At 43.4% G+C, this 19,506-nt stretch carries 24 protein-coding genes and 1 other RNA gene; 23 read left to right on the forward strand and 2 right to left on the reverse strand.

What is annotated here, in order from left to right; translation table 11 throughout:
* Positions 1-13 precede the first annotated feature (13 nt).
* The 5 genes from WC715_00385 to WC715_00405 all read left to right on the forward strand — a co-directional run bounded on the left by WC715_00385 (position 14) and on the right by WC715_00405 (position 4,069).
* Positions 14-205, forward strand: a complete 192-nt coding sequence (locus WC715_00385) for a hypothetical protein (GenBank protein ID MFA6170908.1) — start codon at positions 14-16, stop codon at positions 203-205.
* A 153-nt stretch (positions 206-358) separates the two neighbouring features.
* On the forward strand, positions 359-1,180 hold the full coding sequence (gene xerA / locus WC715_00390) for a site-specific tyrosine recombinase/integron integrase (protein ID MFA6170909.1): 822 nt from the start codon (positions 359-361) through the stop codon (positions 1,178-1,180).
* A 1-nt stretch (position 1,181) separates the two neighbouring features.
* A complete protein-coding gene (gene murC, locus WC715_00395) occupies positions 1,182-2,645 on the forward strand; it encodes a UDP-N-acetylmuramate--L-alanine ligase (protein ID MFA6170910.1) in 1,464 nt (487 codons plus the stop codon).
* A 66-nt stretch (positions 2,646-2,711) separates the two neighbouring features.
* Complete coding sequence (gene murB, locus WC715_00400) at positions 2,712-3,662, forward strand: UDP-N-acetylmuramate dehydrogenase (protein ID MFA6170911.1); 951 nt, start codon at positions 2,712-2,714, stop codon at positions 3,660-3,662.
* Between the two features lie 32 nt (positions 3,663-3,694).
* The gene (locus WC715_00405; protein MFA6170912.1) at positions 3,695-4,069 is read left to right on the forward strand and encodes a hypothetical protein; all 375 of its coding nucleotides are present in this window, start codon (positions 3,695-3,697) and stop codon (positions 4,067-4,069) included.
* A 38-nt stretch (positions 4,070-4,107) separates the two neighbouring features.
* Here the strand turns inward: WC715_00405 and amrB are convergent, their stop codons facing one another.
* Positions 4,108-4,896, reverse strand: coding sequence for an AmmeMemoRadiSam system protein B (gene amrB / locus WC715_00410; GenBank protein MFA6170913.1), 789 nt, complete (start codon positions 4,894-4,896; stop codon positions 4,108-4,110).
* A gap of 2 nt (positions 4,897-4,898) precedes the next feature.
* Complete coding sequence (locus tag WC715_00415; GenBank protein MFA6170914.1) at positions 4,899-6,350, reverse strand: hypothetical protein; 1,452 nt, start codon at positions 6,348-6,350, stop codon at positions 4,899-4,901.
* Positions 6,351-6,597: 247 nt separating this feature from the next.
* Here WC715_00415 and WC715_00420 point away from each other — a divergent pair, with 247 nt between their 5' ends.
* From WC715_00420 to gap, 18 genes are all read left to right on the forward strand, one after another.
* On the forward strand, positions 6,598-6,834 hold the full coding sequence (locus WC715_00420; protein MFA6170915.1) for a hypothetical protein: 237 nt from the start codon (positions 6,598-6,600) through the stop codon (positions 6,832-6,834).
* A 327-nt stretch (positions 6,835-7,161) separates the two neighbouring features.
* An RNA gene (gene rnpB, locus WC715_00425) (RNase P RNA component class A) lies at positions 7,162-7,745 on the forward strand.
* Positions 7,746-7,806: 61 nt separating this feature from the next.
* Entirely contained in the window at positions 7,807-9,222 is a 1,416-nt protein-coding gene (locus tag WC715_00430) for a sugar transferase (GenBank protein MFA6170916.1), read from the forward strand.
* A gap of 5 nt (positions 9,223-9,227) precedes the next feature.
* Positions 9,228-9,839 carry a histidine phosphatase family protein gene (locus tag WC715_00435; GenBank protein MFA6170917.1) on the forward strand — a complete coding sequence of 204 codons (612 nt, stop codon included), beginning with the start codon at positions 9,228-9,230 and terminating at the stop codon, positions 9,837-9,839.
* On the forward strand, positions 9,836-10,951 hold the full coding sequence (locus WC715_00440) for a glycosyltransferase (protein MFA6170918.1): 1,116 nt from the start codon (positions 9,836-9,838) through the stop codon (positions 10,949-10,951). The genes WC715_00435 and WC715_00440 overlap by 4 nt, the downstream gene beginning before the upstream one ends.
* Positions 10,952-11,025: 74 nt before the next feature.
* On the forward strand, positions 11,026-11,277 hold the full coding sequence (locus WC715_00445) for a hypothetical protein (protein MFA6170919.1): 252 nt from the start codon (positions 11,026-11,028) through the stop codon (positions 11,275-11,277).
* Entirely contained in the window at positions 11,270-11,518 is a 249-nt protein-coding gene (locus tag WC715_00450) for a hypothetical protein (GenBank protein ID MFA6170920.1), read from the forward strand. The genes WC715_00445 and WC715_00450 overlap by 8 nt, the downstream gene beginning before the upstream one ends.
* A gap of 3 nt (positions 11,519-11,521) precedes the next feature.
* Positions 11,522-12,982 (forward strand): glutamate--tRNA ligase, encoded by a 1,461-nt coding sequence (gene gltX / locus WC715_00455; protein ID MFA6170921.1) that lies wholly within the window; start codon positions 11,522-11,524, stop codon positions 12,980-12,982.
* 49 nt (positions 12,983-13,031) lie between these two features.
* A complete protein-coding gene (locus WC715_00460) occupies positions 13,032-13,229 on the forward strand; it encodes a hypothetical protein (protein ID MFA6170922.1) in 198 nt (65 codons plus the stop codon).
* Positions 13,226-13,489 carry a hypothetical protein gene (locus WC715_00465; protein MFA6170923.1) on the forward strand — a complete coding sequence of 88 codons (264 nt, stop codon included), beginning with the start codon at positions 13,226-13,228 and terminating at the stop codon, positions 13,487-13,489. Before WC715_00460 ends, WC715_00465 begins: the two co-directional genes overlap by 4 nt.
* A 78-nt stretch (positions 13,490-13,567) precedes the next feature.
* Positions 13,568-14,062 carry a hypothetical protein gene (locus WC715_00470; protein ID MFA6170924.1) on the forward strand — a complete coding sequence of 165 codons (495 nt, stop codon included), beginning with the start codon at positions 13,568-13,570 and terminating at the stop codon, positions 14,060-14,062.
* Positions 14,063-14,065: 3 nt separating this feature from the next.
* Entirely contained in the window at positions 14,066-14,329 is a 264-nt protein-coding gene (locus WC715_00475; protein ID MFA6170925.1) for a hypothetical protein, read from the forward strand.
* Between the two features lie 7 nt (positions 14,330-14,336).
* Positions 14,337-14,939 carry a SagB/ThcOx family dehydrogenase gene (locus tag WC715_00480; GenBank protein ID MFA6170926.1) on the forward strand — a complete coding sequence of 201 codons (603 nt, stop codon included), beginning with the start codon at positions 14,337-14,339 and terminating at the stop codon, positions 14,937-14,939.
* A gap of 2 nt (positions 14,940-14,941) precedes the next feature.
* Complete coding sequence (locus tag WC715_00485) at positions 14,942-15,844, forward strand: sugar phosphate isomerase/epimerase (protein ID MFA6170927.1); 903 nt, start codon at positions 14,942-14,944, stop codon at positions 15,842-15,844.
* 5 nt (positions 15,845-15,849) lie between these two features.
* Positions 15,850-16,605 (forward strand): hypothetical protein, encoded by a 756-nt coding sequence (locus WC715_00490; protein MFA6170928.1) that lies wholly within the window; start codon positions 15,850-15,852, stop codon positions 16,603-16,605.
* A 154-nt stretch (positions 16,606-16,759) separates the two neighbouring features.
* Positions 16,760-17,512 (forward strand): SDR family oxidoreductase, encoded by a 753-nt coding sequence (locus tag WC715_00495; GenBank protein ID MFA6170929.1) that lies wholly within the window; start codon positions 16,760-16,762, stop codon positions 17,510-17,512.
* A gap of 47 nt (positions 17,513-17,559) precedes the next feature.
* Positions 17,560-18,306: a M24 family metallopeptidase gene (locus tag WC715_00500; GenBank protein ID MFA6170930.1), complete on the forward strand. Its 747-nt coding sequence runs from the start codon at positions 17,560-17,562 to the stop codon at positions 18,304-18,306.
* A 103-nt stretch (positions 18,307-18,409) separates the two neighbouring features.
* Positions 18,410-19,441, forward strand: a complete 1,032-nt coding sequence (gap, locus tag WC715_00505; protein MFA6170931.1) for a type I glyceraldehyde-3-phosphate dehydrogenase — start codon at positions 18,410-18,412, stop codon at positions 19,439-19,441.
* Positions 19,442-19,506 lie beyond the last annotated feature (65 nt).

The raw sequence follows: 19,506 nt of genomic DNA on the forward strand, positions 1-19,506 counted from the left end.
CCTCCAGTTGGGGTTGGTTTATCGAAAAAAAGCAAAAATATTTTTAAAGAAAATTTCGCATAACGGCTTCGGAATAAGCGAAGTGGCCGGAGGCATCCCGCCATCAGGCGGGAGGCCGGAAGGGCATTTCGCGTATTCCGAGTTAGGCGATGTCGCGAGCGGAGCGAGCGGCGAGCCTGACGAGGAAGAATTCCGAAGCCGTTAGGCCGAAAGGAAAGCGAGCGACAGCGAGCGATTTCGGCCTAACTCGTCGTAAGACGAATAGTTGGGTAAATAATATTAGAAAATTGTATCTTATGCGTAATTATGGTAACATTCTGATATACTGACGGGCTACTTAAATGTTAGCATAAAAATAATGGATGTAAAAGAACTCTTGGCTAAAATTGAAGAAGAGTTAAAGCTGAGGAATTACTCAAAAAAAACGATTAAGAGCTATATTGCGTGCTTAAACGATTATTTTAAATTTATTAAAATCGTTACGAAAGATCCCGACTTGGCCGCGATAAAAAAATTTCTCTTAGAAAAGCAGGACAGGGGACTTGCTCCGCAGACTATTAACCTTTACTTATACGCGGTAAAATACTTTTACTCGGAAATTACTAAGTGCCCGCGTAAAATAAATATTAAATTCGCAAAAACTTCAAAAAAATTGCCGATTGTGCTATCCAGAAGTGAAATAGAAGGCTTGATAAACTGTTTGACAAATAGAAAGCATAAATTACTTATCGCCTTAGCTTACGGTGCGGGGCTAAGGTTAAGCGAGACATCCGCTTTAAAAATCAAGGACTTGGACTTAAAAGAACTAACCCTCCATCTAAAAGGCGCGAAAGGCAACCGGGACCGGATTACGATTGTTCCGGAAAAGTTAGTGCCGAAAATTTCCGAACTTATTGCCTTAAGGGATAAAAATGAGTATATTTTTTTAAGTAACCAGGGCGGAAAACTGTCCAGCCGGGCTTTGCAAAAAGTATTTGAAAAAGCGCTAAAGAGTGCTAAAATTGAAAAAGACGCTACTTTCCATAGTCTAAGACATAGCTTTGCCACCCATCTTTTAGAAAACGGCGTGGACGTGCGCTTTGTCCAGGAACTTTTGGGCCATAAAAATATAAGGACCACGCAATTATACACGAAAGTTACCAACCCGATTTTAAAAAATATAAAAAGTCCTCTAACATAGTATGGATTTCTCTAAAATAAAAAAAATTTACATGATCGGGATCAAGGGCACCGGCATGGCGGCTTTGGGGCAGTACTTGTCGGAAAAAGGATTTGAAGTGATTGGATCTGACACAGCTGAAAATTACTCTACGACTGCTGACACTTTAAAAAACTCTAAGATTAAAGTGATTGATGGATTTGATGAAAAAAATATTCCTTCTGACGCCGGCCTGATAATTTATTCTACCGCCTATAATGCCGAGCGGAATGTCGAAGTGGCAAAAGCTTTGTCTGGAAAAATAAAAACCCTGACTTACCCGGAAGCTTTGGGCGCGGTTTTTAATTCGTCTTACGGCATTGCCGTGGCTGGAAGCCATGGAAAAACTACGACTACCGCCTGGCTCGGATTTGTCGCCCGCGAGGCCGGAATGGAGCCGAGCGTCATGAACGGAAGTTTTGTCCCGCAATTCGGCGGCAATAGTTTAGCAGGGAAGTCGGATTACCTGATAGTTGAGGTGGATGAGTACCAAAACAAATTACAGCACTATAATCCCAAAGCGGTATTACTAAATAACATCGACTACGACCATCCGGATTTTTTTCCTGATCCCGAGTCTTACGAAAAAGTCTTTATAGATTTTATAAAAAAAATTCCGAAGAAAGGCTTTTTAGTCGCCAATTTTGACGACTCGGTTATTAAAAAAGTCGCCCGGGTAAATTGCCAGGGCAAGATCATCACCTATGCCTTAGAAAACTCCGAAGCGGATTTTATTGCTTATGATATTAGGACGCAGGGCGATAAACAATATTTTAAAGTCAAAGCCCGGTTTAATAATAAAGACGCGGAGCACGGGATTGACAGCGCCGAAGAATTGGGAGACTTTTCTACGAGCCTGATGGGACAACACAATATTTATAACGGCCTGGCGGTTATTGCCGCGTCAATTGAATTAGGGCTGGATCTCCATAAAATCCGCGAATATTTGGGAGAATTTAAGGGTACGGCCCGGCGGATGGAACTCTTGGGCCAATTTAACGGCGCGGACATTTATGACGATTACGCCCATCACCCGACTGAAATAAAAACAACGCTTCTTGGCTTAAAAGAATCGCAGGCGGATAAAAATTTAGTGGTAGTATTCCATCCGCACACTTTTACGCGGACCAAAGCGCTTTTGGATGATTTTGCCAAAGCTTTTGGTTCGGCGGACGAGCTTATCGTATTGGACATATACGGAAGCGCCCGGGAAAAGCAAGGAGGCGTGCATACGACCGAGCTGATTGAAAAAATAAAAAATGAGAATCTGGCCAGCCAGGATGCGGGACACGACACCGGGCGTGAAGAACAGGTAATTAAATACATTCCTGCCTTGGAAGAATGTGAAAAATACTTGCGCGCTCGCTTAAGGCGCGGCGACTTATGCGTTTTAATGGGCGCCGGCGACGTTTTTAGGATTGGTGAAAATCTATTGAAAGACATTTAATTTGGACGAAAATATTGCCCATGAGGCCATGTTGTTGCAGAATCATGATGTTATAAGACCATGACTATGGAAAAAATCATAAAAATCCAAAAAAACATTCCTTTAGCGCCGTTCACCACTTTTAAAATCGGCGGCCCGGCTAAATTTTTTATTGAAGTAAAAGCTAAAGCCGAATTGGTAAGTGCCATTGCCTGGGCAAAAGAAAAGAAGGAAAAAATTTTTATTGTCGGCGGCGGGAGCAATATGCTGGTGAATGACCAAGGCGTGGACGGATTGGTGATTCGGTTGGCTAACGAGTCTATGAGCATAAATAAAAACACGATAATTGCCGGAGCCGGCGTCAGCTTGGCAAAAATTTTAAAGGCTGCCGCGGAAAAAGGTTTGTCCGGAATGGAATGGACGGCCGGGATTCCAAAGGCGACAATCGGCGGAGCAGTCCGGGGGAATGCCGAAGCCTTTAGCTCGCCAATCGGAAAAATCGTGAAGATAGTAGAAATTTTTGATATTAGAAAAAATAAGTTTGCCGCGCTAAAACAAAAAGACTGCCAGTTCAAATACCGGGATAGTATTTTTAAAAAGAAAGACAATTATATAATCTGGGAAGCGAAACTCGCGCTAAAAAAATCCAACCCGGAAAAAGTGAAAAAGCAAATGATAGAAAATCTAAAATTCCGGCAAGCCATGCCGAAACTTCCTTCAGCCGGAAGCGTCTTTAAAAATATCCCCTTAAAAGATATTAAACGAGCCAGGCCGGAATTAGCGGCTAAATTAAAGGCTCTGGGCAATGCGCGGTTAGGGAATATCGGCGCTGGACTGGTAATTGATAAAATCCTTGATCTAAAAGGAAAAAAAATCGGCGGGGCTATGATTTCCCTAGAGCATGGTAATTTCATTATTAATACGGGAAAAGCCACAGCCGAAGACATTGTTAATTTAATCTGCGTTATTAAGCAGAAAGCGCGGAATAAATTAAACTTAAAATTAGAAGAAGAAATAAAATATCTGGGGTTTGAATAATTCAGCTTTATATTTTGACTATCTTGCATACTATGAAAATTGACCAAGGCTTTCAAAAATTAGGCGACTATCTTACCGGCGCCAAGAATCCGCGGAAAAAACCGCCGGCTTATGAATGGCAGGACTTGGCTTTAAAAGTTATAAAGCTTTTAAATATTCCTGCCTTTAAAAAAAATTCAGTTTTTAAGGCGGTGAAGGATTACCCGAAATCAGTGATTGTTACGGCCCTAAACGACACTTTAGAATTATGTCAAACCGGGGAAAAGTGGAAATATTTTTTTAAAGTCCTTGCCAGCCCTCCGAGGCAATCACTCCCTGAAGAGAGTATAACCGGCGGAGAACAAAAAAAGGCGCTAGCCAGGCGTCCGAGATCTAATTTTTTTTCCGAGTGGGATAAAAAATTATAGCTTTTATTTTTTTAGGGGGGAAGGTGAAATATGCCCGGCTAGAATTTAAATTGCATTGCAAGATACCCGATGCCGAAAGGGGATTCATAAGAAAGCTCAATCGGGCGGCATTTCATTCCGTCAAGGATCCCTAATAAAATAGCGATGGATTTCAGTCCGCACTCGCAGGCTTCATGGATGAATTTTTCATCCATTTTTATTATCTCTTGGGTTTTTCCGGTTAAAAGCAATTCAATTAATTCTTTGTCGAATTTTTTTCCTTTAGGCGAGTAGCCAGCCGGGGAATTTTTGGAAAGCCGGTGCGACAAATCTCCCGAAGCAACTACCGCCACCCGTTCCTTGGTGCGCAGAATCTCTTTTTTCAAAAGCCGGCCAAAAAGATAATTGGCTTCCAAATTTTGGCCCGAGTAATAAATGGGTATTATTTTAATTTTCGGCAAATGGGGAACAAGCTGGAGAAGCGGAACAGAAGCCCCATAGTCCAGTTTCTCTTCCGAAATCATCTGGAGCGGCGCCTTTGTTTCCAGGCGTTCGCGGATTTTATGGGCCAGCATTATATTTCCCGAGACCGTGAGTTTGGTCGAAAAATCGCCGAAGCCTTCCATATTAGCGGTAAATTCCGGGCTTTGGTTTAACGAAAAAGAATTCTCCTGGATACAGCCATGAGGCGAAATTATAATAAGCGTCTCCGGCTGGGAGGCGTACAAATCTTCCTCAAGCTTCTTATAGCTCTCGGAAGTTTTTTTTAACAAGGCGGCGTTTTCTTTTCCGACCGAAGGGATGATTAACGGCGGGTGGGGAACGATTGATGAAAAAACTAATGACATATTTAATTATTAACCTGGCTGATTAATTCGCCATCCGGATAAAGATCAAGCACTTTCTGCGAGGCGGTTATTACATTATTCCACTTATATCCCATTTTTTCAAATACTTCCCCGGATGTAAAGGCCCGTCGCAGGCCGTTCGAAATCAAATACACGCCCGGCGAGGAAGATGATTTTAAGAGTTCTCCGTCGTCGAATTTAACCGGCGCGGCTGTCTGGTATTTATCCAATTCGCCTTTGGCGGCTCTTTGGATTGTTTTGGTTTTGAATTTGGTCGTTAAAAATATCCGGTCCCAAATCGGCGCTTTAGTATTGTCGATTACGTAAAAAACTCCGCCGGTCTTCGGGTCCTGCAAAAGCGCGCCGGTCGCGTAAGTCGAAGTCGCGGTAATCGGCGCGATCTCGCGAAAAGGCGCTAAATCATTAAAAGTCACGTCGATTATTTCTTCAGGGTTTATCCCGGTCTTCCTTAAAGCTTCTCTTGAGGCAAAACCGCGGCGGGTATCGTCAACCAAAAGGTAAACAGTACCTTTGGGCGAGCGGACTAAAGAATATTGGGAGAATTTAATCGGATCGCCGGCCGGGTATTTATCGATGTCGGACTTGGCTACCATAATAACTTTATTGATGTCATATCGGGAGGTTAAGGCGCCCCGGCTGGTAAAAGGCCGTTTATTTCCGCTTTTAATCAGCCAAACGACGCTTTCGCCGGATACTTGCAGAAGCGATCCGTCGGGATAGTTCCTTACAAAATACTTAAGCCACAATTTGTAAAAATTGTAATTGCCGTTAAAAACATGCGGCGTGTAATTATAGAGGGCGGCGGTCGCCTGATTGGCCGGCGTAACGCTCATCGGCTCATTGGAAACGGTTCCGTAGGGGTTGGTGAAGGTATAAGTCACGCCGGCTTTGTAAGTATAAAGCTGGGGATTGTCTAGGTAGTCGCGAAATTGCAATGAGGCGGAATTTATTTGCTTCCAAAGCCCTTTCCACCTCGGATTAGGGCTGGAATTATCCGGACAGCCGTAGCCGGTTGCCCAATCAAGCTGTGATTGGGACGGCGAGCTGTCCTCAATCAGCCCCTGCTCTTTTTGCAAAAGCACCAGCAAAAATTTCGGATTAATGCTGTTGGCAATTGCCCGGTCATATATGATTTGCGCGGCGGTCATAGCCGGGCCGGAACAGGCGGCGGCGTTTAATAAGTCGTCCGATGTACAGCTATTCACCTTATAGCCGGCCAAAAAGCTTCCCTTCAAAAGTAAAAACTCCTGGATATCGTCCTGATCCATTGAGTTAGAATCCAAAATTTCCAAATCGCTTATTATGTAGTTTGGGTTAAAGTTGGAGTCAATGGTTTGCGCCAAAGCCTCCGGCGAAAAATAAAGGCTTTGCGCCATTGAAACGGCCATAAACAAAAAAAGCCAAGCGGCGCGGTTTATTATTTTTTTACGCATAATTCCAGTTTATTCAAATGTTCAGATAATAATTTGCGAACAAAAATTTTCCTCACTCATTCTATTATAATATACGTCGCCTAGTCCTGGCAAATTACATCTATTTCTTCAATAAAATTCAAATTTGGCTAAGGTTTAACGATTGTGCAAATGCCAGGGTAAATCTGCAATAATCCGTCAAAATTCCGTTTGACAGGTCCTTATTTTAATAATATGTTTAAATCATATCCCCGGGGTTGGCAGTTATATGCCCACTAACATGGGGAAAGCTGTTCAGGTTTTACTGGAGCGGGCGGTTTTACTGGACAGCAGTACCAGTTTGGAAGGAGAAAATCCGATGATTAAAATTACCGAAGTTGAACGCAAAATTCTCGGAATAGGGGCGGCCGCAACATGCCAGCCCAGTCCCGAGACTCCTTCGTGCCATGCCCCGTTGGGCCATTCTTCGTTGCCGTGCCATGCGCCAGTAGCCCAGGCAACTTGACACGGTCCGACGGAACTCTCCAGTTAATGGAGAACAACGGGGTTTTCGCCATAGTCTAAGGGAGGCGTGGCGATTCAAATCCGCTCCAGTTCTTTTAAATTTTTCACAACTCCAGGGCCAGACCATCCGTTTTATTAGGATGTTCTGGCCTAATTTTTTTATGAAAATTCTTAATAAAGTTAGCTGAATTGGCCAATTAGCGGTAAATTGACTTTTGGTAAAAAATAAGCTAATATAAAGACAAGCTAAATAACCAAAATTTTTTAGCTAATTTTAAAGTAGTGTCCAGAATTTTGGAGATAAAAGTTCTTTAAATTTTACTAATTCCAGGGTAAGCGGATAGTCGCTCCGCCCCGCATCTGCGGGGCGGAGAGGAAAGTCCGGACTCCCGTCCCGTCCGCGTTTTGCAGGCGGGATGATAGCGGCAGTGGGTAACGCCCACCTATCCGCCCGGTAATCGGACGGATAAGGGAAAGTGTCTTGCCCGTACTGCGGGCAAGATCCTGCTTCCTTAATTCACATTAAGAAAGCAGGGCCACAGAGACAATACTAACCGCGGGGCGTTTACCTTGAGTGAAAAAAACGTACCGAAGGGCTTTAGGGCCTTTTGATTGCGCTTTAGTCTCGCTTAAGGTAATCGCTTCGCGGTGAAAGGTGAAAAGCTGCTTGGTGTTTTTGGTTATACCGGATATCCATATAACTTTAAGCTACAAGTATTCCCGGCTGGTAACAGCCGCGGATGGCAAACCCTGCCTGGAGCAAGAACAAAGCCTCGCCCATATTTTGAGCGGGGTAAAAAGTAGTTCGCTTGATCCCGCGGGCAACCGCGGGGCTAGATAAATGGCTATCCATCCTTAGCTTCGCATTGAAGAAAAGGAGGACAGAATCCGGCTTATAGCTTGCCCTGGAATTAGTGGAATTTACTCTCGAAGATCCTAAATCATTCTAAATAATTATCTTCTAGTAATTATTATGAAGCGCTCCGAACTCTTCTTTTCATTCCTTCTCGTTCCTCTCGATTTTATAATGATTATTTTAGCCGGCCTTTCGGCTTACTATATCCGGTTTGCCCGTTTTTTTACGGAAATAAGGCCGGTTATTTTTAATTTGACGGTAAACGATTATTTAAAAATTTTAATTCCCATCGGTTTATCCTGGCTCGTGATTTTTGCTTTGGCCGGACTTTACCGGATTAAATCGAAACGCCGGTTTGCCCGAGAATTTTACCGCGTGGTTTTAGCCTGCTCGACCGGATTAATGCTGATAGTCGTTTTGATTTTCGTCCGCCGCGAGCTTTTTGACTCGCGCTTCATCGTTTTAGCCGGCTGGATTTTTGCCGTCGTCTATATCACCTTAGCCCGGGGCTTTATCCGCGGCGTCCAAAATTATCTTCACAATTTCGGAATCGGCGTCCATAAATTGGCTATAGTCGGAAATTCAAAAACTACTGAAATTTTAGTCCACGACTTTTGCTCTAATAAAAAACTGGGCTACGGCGTGGCTAAGCGCCTACGGGGCTTTTCTATAGCCGAAGCGCAGGAATTGGAGGAATTTTTGAAAACCGGCGAAGTTGACGAAATTCTCCAAAGCGATCCGAATTTATCCAAAGCCGAAATTATCCGCCTTTATGATTTTGCCAGCGAACACCATCTTACTTTTAAATACGCAGCCGACCTTTTAGGAGCTAAAGTCTTAAAAACCGAGGTTACGGATATTTCCGGAGTTCCGATTGTTGAAGTTATAAAGACTCCTTTAGAAGGCTGGGGAAGGATTGTCAAAAGATTTTTCGATGTTGCGGTTTCATCAATCTTAATAATCATCCTTTCGCCCATTCTCGCCATTACCGCTGTTCTAATAAAAATCGATTCGCACGGGCCGATTTTTTTCTCGCGACGAGATGACGGTTCCCGGCTTTTTCGGGTGGGCCAGGGGGGCAGATTATTCAAATATATAAAATTTCGGTCAATGATACCGGGCACTGATGAAATGCGTTATAAGGAATTAGCGGAAAAAAACATTCGCAAAGGCGAACCGCTGGTAAAAATAAAAGACGACCCGCGAATAACCCGAATCGGGAAATTTATACGAAGGACCAGCATTGATGAATTGCCTGAATTGTTTTTGGTCTTAAAAGGCGATATGAGCCTGGTCGGCCCGCGCCCGCATCTTCCCGAAGAAGTAGCCAAATACGAACTGCACCATAAAAAAGTTTTGACCATCAAGCCCGGCATTTCCGGACTGGCCCAGATTTCTGGCCGGAGCGATTTGAATTTTGAAGATGAAGTTAAATTGGATACATATTATATTGAAAACTGGTCTTTACTTCTTGATATGTCCATTCTTTTAAGGACGCCTTTTGCCGTAGTCCGGCCGAGAAAGGCGGAATAAAAATTATGAAATTATATATTGTCAGGCATGGCGAGACAGATTACAATACTAAGAAAATTATTCAGGGCCAGGTTAATACGCCGCTGAACAAAAAAGGCGAAAAACAAGCTAAGTTGATAGCAAAAAGATTAGGTGTCGTTAACTTTGACCTCATATATTCCTCTGATCTTAGGCGGGCCAAACAAACCACCAAAGAAATAATGAAATTTCAGAAGTGCCTGGTGAAATATGTCAAAGAACTAAGAGAAAGACATTATGGAATTTTTCAAAATAAGTTCGAGCAAATTTATTATGAATATCTTGCCCAAAACAATGTTTCCAGCCATAATCCGGACTACCGGATTCCCGGCGGCGAATCGAGACAGGATCACTATATAAGAGTAGAAAAATTTCTGGAAAAAATCTATAAAAAACACAAAGATAAAACCGTATTGCTATCCACTCACGGCGGAACAAAAAAGGCGATTTTAAGGTATTTAATAAATATCCCTCGCAACCAATATGGCATAAAGGACCCTGATAACGCCAGCCTCACCATTGTTCAATTCCATGAGAATGGGAAACATAAGATAGAGCTGGAGGGCGATGTTAAACACTTAAAAAATCTAAAACAATGAAAGTCGCGTTAATTCATGACCATCTCGCCCAGGACGGCGGAGCGGAAAAAGTCCTAAAAGCGTTTTCGGAAATTTATCCGGACGCGCCGATTTATACTTTGCTTTACAATAAAAAGAATATTGATAAATATTATCCCGGCCGGCGGGTAGAAGCTTCGATTATCCAAAAAATGCCCGGCGGGGTTAAACATTACCAGTGGTACATGCCGTTCATGCCGATGGCGATCGAGTTTTTCGATTTGCGCGGTTTTGACGTGGTTCTTTCCGATACCGCTTCATTCGCCAAGGGAGTAATTACCGGCCCGGAAACTTTGCATATTTGTTATTGCCATACTCCCACCCGATATTTATGGTCGGATACGCACCAGTATATTAATGAATTAAAGTACAATAAATTTTTCAAAAAAATCATCTCCATGGTTTTGAATAACGTAAGGATGTGGGACCGGCTGGCCGCCGACCGGGTAGACGTATTTATCGCCAATTCCAAAGTCGTCGCCCGCCGGATAAAAAAATATTACCAGCGTGAAAGCGTAGTTATTTATCCGCCTACGGAAATTGAAAAATTCCACGCCAGTGATAAAGTCGGCGATTACTTTTTGTGCGGCTGTCGGTTGGTTCCATATAAAAGAATTGACATCGTTATTGAAGCTTTCAAAAAGCTAGGTGCTCCATATAAATTGAAAATTTTCGGTGATGGAATTGATTTGCCGCGCTTAAAAAAAATCGCCGGCGAGGCGCAAAATATTGAATTCATGGGCCGCGTTTCCGACGAAGAAAGAGCCAAGCTTTTTGCCGAATGCCAGGCCTTTATCAATCCCCAGGTCGAAGATTTCGGCATAACCATAATGGAAGCTATGGCCTCGGGCCGGCCGGTCATTGCCTTAAAGCAGGGCGGCGCCTGCGAAAGCGTTATTAAGGGGAAGACCGGGGAATTTTTCCGCGAAGAAACACCCGAACAAGTTATTGAGGCAATAGAAAAATTTGATCCAGCTAAATACGATTCGGCTGAAATCCGCGCCTACGCCGAAAAATTTTCCGGAGAAAAATTTAAACAATCCATAAAAGATTTTGTTGAAAAAGAATATAATAATTTTGTTAATTGCAATTAATTGACAAGTTGTTCGTCAGTATGATAATGTAAGAAAGTAAGAATTTCTTACTTTTATTCTTAAACCAAAAATTTATGCCTACCGTGGTAAAAACAACTTCCAAAGGACAAATAACTTTGCCGATAAAATGGCGAAGAAAATTTAAAACCAATCAGTTTATCTTAGAGTGCCAAGGCAACAGTCTAACGATTCAGCCGCTGGATTTAACCAAGATTCCAAAACCCAGAAAGAATGAGCAGGTTATTTTTGACGCGATAAGAGATAACAAGGGCAAGGGTATTCCGGCCCGGGAAATTTTAAAAATTTTACAAAAACTGAATGGATGAAGTTGAAAAACTTCTGAACAAAATCTCAAAAAGGGAAAGGGAGGCGGTAGAGGAGGTTATCGCTCTTTCAGTGTCCGGCCGAACAAAAAAACTGAATATCAAAAAAATAGCCAACAGCTGTCTCTTCAGAGTTAAAGCCAAAAGGTTCAGGATTATTTATCATTTTGATTATAGCGAAGTAATAATTGATACGATAAGGATTCGAGACAAAAATACTTATAAAAACTTGCCTAAAATATAATTTATGTCCAACATAAGGGTCAGAATCGCTCCATCTCCCACCGGCTTTTTACATATCGGCAATTTACGCACTGCGCTTTTTGATTATGTCATCGCCAAGCATTACGGCGGCAAGATGATAATCCGCATTGAAGACACTGACCAAAAAAGGGAGGTGCCGGGCGCCGTTGAAAGTTTACTCCGGGTTTTTGACTGGATCGGAATAAAATTCGATGAGGGTCCTGAAATCGGAGGCCCGTTCGCGCCGTACATCCAAACCCAAAGACTCGATATTTATAAAAAACACGCCGAAGAACTTTTGGAAAAAGGCGGCGCTTACCCTTGTTTTTGCTCACCGGAAAGACTGGACCAGATGCGGCGCGACCAGCAGTCAAGAAAAGAACCGCCGCACTACGACCGCCATTGCCGGGAACTTTCAAAGGATGAAGCCGCGAAAAAAATCGCGTCCGGAGAAAAATTTGTCCTCCGCCAAAAAATGCCTCTGGACGGAAAAACTGTTGTCCATGATGAATTGCGGGGCGACATTGGATTTAATAATAGCGAGCTGGAAGATCACGTTTTAATAAAATCCGACGGAATTCCGACTTATCAGTTCGCCAGCGTGGTTGACGACCACCTGATGGAAATTTCGCACGTTCTTCGCGGCGAAGAATGGATTCCGTCTTTTCCAAAAAATATTTTACTCTACCAGGCCTTTGGCTGGATCGCGCCTAAATTTATTCACATGGCGCTCACTTTAAATAAAGGCGGCGGAAAATTAAGTAAGCGCCAGGGCGATGTCGCGGTCGAGGATTACAAAGCTAAAGGGTATCTGCCCGAAGCTTTAATTAACTTCAGCATCCTGCAAGGCTGGCATCCCAAGGGCGACGAAGAAATTCTAACCCTCGCCCAGATTATCGAAAAATTCAGGATTGAAGACATGGGCACCAGCCCGGCGATTTTTGATATTGAAAAACTGGATTACTTTAACGGCTATTATATCCGCCATAAATCTTTGGATGAAATTTATAAACTGTGCCTGCCGTATTTAGAAGAAAATTTAAAAAAAACATCCAATCCCAAAAAAAAATCCAAGTCTTTCATTAAAGCCGTTATTTCTCTTGAGCAGGAAAGACTGAAAAAACTGTCCGAGATCGGCGAGCTTACTGAATTTTTGTTTGTTGATAAGCCCGAATACGATCCGGAACTTTTGGTTTGGAAAAAAATGACTATTGATCAGGTGAAACAAAATCTGCAGGAGATAATTGAGGTTTTAGGACGCATCCCCGAAGATAATTGGACCAATGATTCGATTGAAGACGCGGTAAAATCGCATATACAGGCGAAAAACGGCAGTATGGGCGAATATTTATGGCCCATGCGCGTCGCTTTAACCGGCCGCAAGGCCTCGCCCCCGCCCTTTGATGTCGCCGAAGTATTAGGGAAGGAGGAGAGTATTAATAGAATAACACAGGTGATTAAATAAAGAATATATTTTATTGCTCATTCTAAGCTAAAAGCACAAGGAGACGATTATGCCACGAAGAGCAAAACGAATTGAACTTGATGGTGAGGACGGCCCGTTTAGTAGTGTTGGCTCAAACACCGCTACCGTGGGAGACATTATCGGAATCGGGCCTAAAAACGGCGACCTGCTCGACGAGCAGATAGCTATAATCGCCAATGGTCCCGAAAAGCTCAAAAAGGGACCGGGTAAGGAGGAAATCTCATGAAGGAATGGGAGTTTACCGATCTGTTTTTGGTAAAAATCTTCGACGGTTTTTGCTGCCTGCTCTGTTTCTCGGGCAGTTACAGTTTCGTTATGAAAGACGGAACTCGGACCAAAGCCGTGTCAAAAGCCGACGAACATCTGATCAACTATTGCGAATGCGACAACTGCACTACGCATTTCGCCGATCCAAGGAGATTCACACGTCCCTTTGTTCCCCAAATGCCCGACAAAATTCATCCCGACCGCGCCGAATTGAGCTAGGCCTTGGGGCAGGGTTTCGGCACCGAAGCTAAAGGAGGCGGACAACAACAAGTTCGCCTCCTCCCAAAACCTAAAAACATGGAAAACAAACTTAAAAACGCCTTAAAGTGGATTACCGGAATTTTGGAAGAGTTGAATATACCTTATCAGATTTCCGGCGGTTTCGCGGCGCATATTTACGGAGCGGCCCGCCCGGTCAACGATATTGATATCGACGTTCCGGAAGACCGGATGGAAGAAATCGTGCCTCGGGTTAAAGATTTTATTATTCAGGAGCTTGGGCATTTCCAAGACAAAAAATGGGACGCGAAGCTTATGGTGCTCGATTACCACGGACAGATTATTGATTTGGATGGCGCCGAGAACATGAAAATTTACGATGAGGTAAATAATATCTGGGTGCCTTGCCCGGCTAACTTAAAAAGCTCGCGGATATTAAAAGTTTTTGGCCTGGATATTCCGGTTGTTAATCCGCGTGATCTTGCCGATTATAAAAAGCTATTGATCGCCGAAGGTCATGAGCACCACGTCGGAGATGTAGAGGCAGTGGAAAAATATTTATCAATAAATTGAAATATGGAGGAGCTGAAAACAGAGGTAGAAAAAATAAAAGACAGAAACGCGAGGGTTGAGGCGGACAAAGCCTGGGAGACAAGCTGGACCCGCCGTATGCTTGTTGCCTTCCTGACCTATCTGGTTATCGTGATATTTTTTCTAACGGTTAAGGTGCCGAGGCCTTTTATAAACGCAATTGTTCCGACTTTAGGCTTCGTGCTTTCCACTTTATCCATATCGTATGTAAAAAAACTTTGGCTGAAAAAGTATTATAAAAATTCATAAAATAAAAATGGACGCGATAAAACTTATAAAACCCGATTTAAAAAAAGGCTTGCCGCTAATGGAAGCGCTAAATTTAAGGCGTACCATCCGGGATTTAAAGCCCGATGAATTGTCTTTGGAGCATTTGTCTGAAATCCTTTGGGCGGCTAACGGAGTAAACAGGGAAGACGGCAAACGCACCGCTCCGTCGGCCTGCAATAAGCAAATGACCGAAGTGTACGCTATATTGCCGGACGGTATTTATTTTTACGATGCTCCGGCGCATGAATTAAAACCGGTTGCCAAAGGGGATTTTAGGAAATTAACCGCCGTCCATGAATTCGCTTTTAGCGCTCCACTAAATTTAATTTTTGCCGCTGATTTTGATAAGATGGAAAAGATGCCCCGCCAGGAGCCGGAAGAAAATAAAATATCGTACGCCCGCGTTGAAGCCGGGCACCAGTCAGAAAACGTTCATTTGTATTGCGCTTCCGAAGGGTTGGGCGCGGCTGTCAGGATCATAATTCCGAGGGAAGAACTCGCGAAAGTTATGGGTTTAAAGCCAAACCAAAAAATTATTTTAGCCCAGACAATCGGCTATCCTAAATTATCGGATGTTCAACCAAAATAAATATGGAAGGTAGACATAAGCGCCTTTGTTTAAATATTAATGCTCTGAAAAAATGCTGTCCCGGCGTTGGGATTGGGATTTTCAGGATGCCTTTGGATGAAGCAATTGATATTTTTAACACCGCCGGAATCCCGATGCAGTTTAAGCCGAAATCAATTTCTGACATGAAAAAAATAAACGCCGGGATAAAATATTTCGGCTCTCCAGCCACTCTTCATTTGCCGAATTTAAGGTATGAGGAAAACGGTTTGATGCAAAGAAAAGATGAGCTGATTAGAATCGTTAAAGAAAAAACTCCTTCCAATATAAGACTGGTAACCGTGCATCTGGGATGGAAAGACGCCGATCTGGTTTTGGATAAAAAAGGCAATTGGAAAAATACCGAAGAGGGCAAAAACGTAAAGAATGACCTCTTTGAATTGTTCATAGCCGGCATCAAGTCTGGCAAAACCATAACCATTGAAAACTTGCATTACAAGCCATACAAGCATTTTTTTCGGGAACTTTTGAGCTCGCGGCCGGAGCATCTAATAAAAACCAGGAATATGATCGCGAAAAACGCCGCCCGGTCAACCGGTTGGCCGCTAAAAAAGATATTGAGGCAGACCGGATTTACCCTTGACGTCGGGCATGCGTCCGCCAACGCCCATCTCAATAAAAAATACCCTCTTTCCGCCTGGCTAAAAACCCTAGGCGCGGACATAAAAATTATCCATCTCCACGACATGCAAATACAAATCCAAAACGGCATGAAAGTCGAACAAGCGCACATTCCGATGGGGAGCGGAGTGGTTGACTGGAAAAATTTCTTTAAATTGAAAAAAAAGCATTGCCCGGACGCGCCGATGATAATCGAGCTTCCGGAAGAGGACGCGATAAAATCAATTGAATTTCTAAGAAAATAATAATTATGAGAACGGCGCGTGAAAAAATTGATGATTTTCAGCCAAGACAGCGAAACAACGACAAAAAGGAAATAGCCGAATTATCGGCAGTCTTGTCGGGACAATCAAAAAAAGCCTTATCAAACGATTCGTTAATTGCCTTGGCGCCCCAGCGGATTTTTGAAATTGCCGCCGATAAAAAAAATGTCCGGGTGCTTCAAATGCCCAGTGAGCCCGGCTGTATTTCTGTTATGGTCGTGGAAAGGGACTTTCCCGAAGAGCTGACCAATTTTAAAGCCTGGAACGCGTGGCAAAAGGATATTAAAACTGCCTTGGAAAATAAAAAATCTCTCCCCAGGGCGCCAGAAGGAGTCGATCGTCTGCATGCTAAGTTCAGTTCCAAGATTAACAGAGGAGATCTTCAATTAGATGACAGAATTTTTATGGCTTGTGATTTTCTCATCCATCCGGGCAATAAAGAAGCGGCGCGCATTGAAGACTTTGACGGAGAAACGCACCAAGGCATAGGCCAGGACTTTTATTTAAACACTCTTCCGGATCTGGCCAGAAAACTCGGGTTAAGATACATTGTTGGGAGGAATAATGAAATGAACCTGTCGTTTTTTAAAGAGGCGCTAAAAAGATATACCCTGGACGACGTAAAACCTGAATTTTATGATCAATTATTCCCCGAGAACGCCGGCGATCCTTATTTTACCATCCAATTTTTATACGACGAAGATGTTCGCAAGTATATTAAAGAGGCAAGTATAAAAAATTAGTTCTAAAGAAGATTTTTTTATGAGCGACTTCCAATCTCTGGAAAATGAAATTGAACACCCTGGTTCCGACGCTAGGATTTATCCTTTCCACTTTGTCCGTTTCCTATATAAAAAAGCTATTGGGTTAAAAAAATATAATAAAAAATAAAATCTTATGCAAATTGATTTGAAAGGAAAAAATATTCTCGTAACCGGCGCCAGTCGGGGAATAGGGAAGGCTATTGCCGAAACGATTGGAGGAGCGGGCGCCAAAGTCGCGGTCCATTTTTACAGCGCGGAAAAAGAGGCTTCTTTGGTAGCCCGGTCAATCGGAAACGGCGCAAAAACTTTCCAGGCCGGGCTCGAATCTCCCGCCGAATGCGAAAAACTTTTCGAAAACGTTATAAAAGATTTTGGCTCGCTTGACGTTTTAGTAAATAACGCCGGCGCGATGATTATGGCCGGGCTGGATGACAAAGACTGGGTGGAAAAATGGGACCGAACCATGGCGATTAATTTAAGATCTGCCGGCATCCTTTCACGGCTGGCGGTTTTACATTTCAAAAAAAAGGGCGGGGGAAGAATAATCAATATCGCTTCCCGGGCGGCCTTCCGCGGAGATACGCCTGAATTTCTCGCATACGCCGCCTCCAAAGGCGGAATGGTGGCCTTAAGCCGCTCAATTGCCCGAGATTTCGGAAAAGACGGCATTAAATCATTTATAATAGCTCCGGGCTGGGTCCGGACCGAAGCGACCCGGGAATCGATTGAAGAGTATGGCGAAGACCAGATTCTTGGCGGAATCGCCTTAGACCGGCTTACCGAACCAAAAGACATCGCTCCGCTGGCAGCTTTTTTAGCGAGCGGACTGGCTGACCACGCGACCGGCGGCACTTTTGACGTAAACGCGGCCAGTTATGTCCATTAGCATCTCGGGGAATCTAAATGACCAGCCTAAGAATAAATTTAGACAATATGGGATACAAAAGGCATCAAATTAAATCGCACGAAAAAGCTTGCATATTTCTGGAAAAAATTGTTAAAGAGGCGTTTCAATATATTGAAAAAAATAAAAACTGTACCGAATACGAAGTGCAAAGATTTATTTTAGAAAGATTTAACCATTATAATCTAAAAACTGACAAAAGCCGGACGCCGATAGTAGCGTTCGGAAAGAGCACGTCCAATGTTCATTATTATCCTGCCAAGCGATCTTCAAGGCGCCTCCAACCCAACTCGCTTATCATGATCGACATTTGGGCCCGCCTTGAAAAAAAGGGCTCGATTTTTTCCGATATCACCTGGATGGCTTATTATGGGAAAAAAGCGCCCGAAGAAATTATGAAAGTTTATAATCTGGTGATTGGAGCCAGGGACATGGCGATAAAGCATATCGCGGCCAGCCTTAGGAAAGGGAAGCTGCCGACCGGCAGGCAAGCCGACTTGGCCGCCAGAGACACCATTAAGCAGGCGGGCCATGGCAAGCGATTCATCCACACCACCGGCCACAGCCTCGGCTTAAACCATCCGCACGGAAGCTATAAAGGCCTAAGAACCGACAATCATCGGCCGCTTAAACCAGACATCCCCTATACTATCGAACCGGGGGTTTATCTTAAAAATCGGTTCGGCGTCCGAAGTGAAATTAATTTTTACATTTCCTCCGGCTTGAAGCTGAAAATTACGACAAAAATGCAGAAAAAAATGGTTTTACTTGCTTAAAATTCTATGCTATAATTCTATAAAATATTTATATTTCACTTATTTACAAATCAAGCCGGGTAAAAAACTTTCGTTACTTTGGCTAAAATAAAAATATAAGCTTATGCCTTCTAAAAAGGGAAACATTAATGTAGCTATTAACGGCTTTGGCCGGATCGGCCGGGCAGTCTTTAAGGCCATTCTAAAACGGCATCCGCATATTAACATCGTTGCCATCAATAATTTAACCGATCCGAAGACTACCGCCCATCTTTTTCGCTATGACAGCTGTTACGGGGTATACTGTAAAGATGTAAGCTATACCGAAAATAGCCTGATAGTCGACAAAAAGGAATATCCGCTAATCTCCGAGAGGGAGCCGTCCAACCTCCCCTGGGAAAAATTAAAAGTCGATATAGTTATCGAATCGACCGGCATATTCCGCGACATGGCCGGCGCCGGAGGGCATTTGAAAGCCGGGGCCAAAAAAGTGATAATTTCCGCGCCGGCTAAAGATGATGCGATAAAAAATATCGTACTGGGCGTAAACGAAGAGGAGCTTAATAAGGAAGATGAGATAATTTCCATGGCCTCCTGCACTACCAATTGCCTGGCGCCATGCACTAATGTAATTAAAAATAATTTCGGCATAGTTAAAGCGATCATGACTACCATCCACGCCTATACTTCGGACCAGAATTTAATCGATAACCCCCATAAAGACCTAAGAAGAGCCCGTTCGGCCGCCATAAACATGATTCCGACTACAACCGGAGCGGCCCGGGCCGTAGCCAAAGCTATTCCGGAATTAAAAGGCAAGTTTGACGGTATGGCTATCCGCGTCCCTACTCCGGTAGTCTCAATTTCAGACATGGTTTTTATAACTTCCAAAAAAGTAACCGAGGAAGAAGTAAATAATGCCTTTAAAAAAGCTGTTAAGGAAAATAAATACAAAAACATAATTGACGTAACCAGCGATCCGGTCGTTTCAAGCGATATGCTTGAAAACCCTCATAGCGCCATAGTCGATTTGGCGCTCACCAAGGTGGTAGACGGCGATATGCTAAAAGTCGTCGCCTGGTACGATAACGAATGGGGATATTCTTGCCGTATGGCCGACTTGTGCGACTATATTTCTAAAAAAGGCCTGGTTTAATTACCGGCAAACCTACTCCGATATTATCGGCTTTTGGCATTAACTGCCTCTTTCTCCTACTCATT

Source organism: Patescibacteria group bacterium (assembly GCA_041661505.1).
In the GTDB taxonomy this organism is placed as follows: domain Bacteria; phylum Patescibacteriota; class Patescibacteriia; order Patescibacteriales; family JBAZCA01; genus JBAZCA01.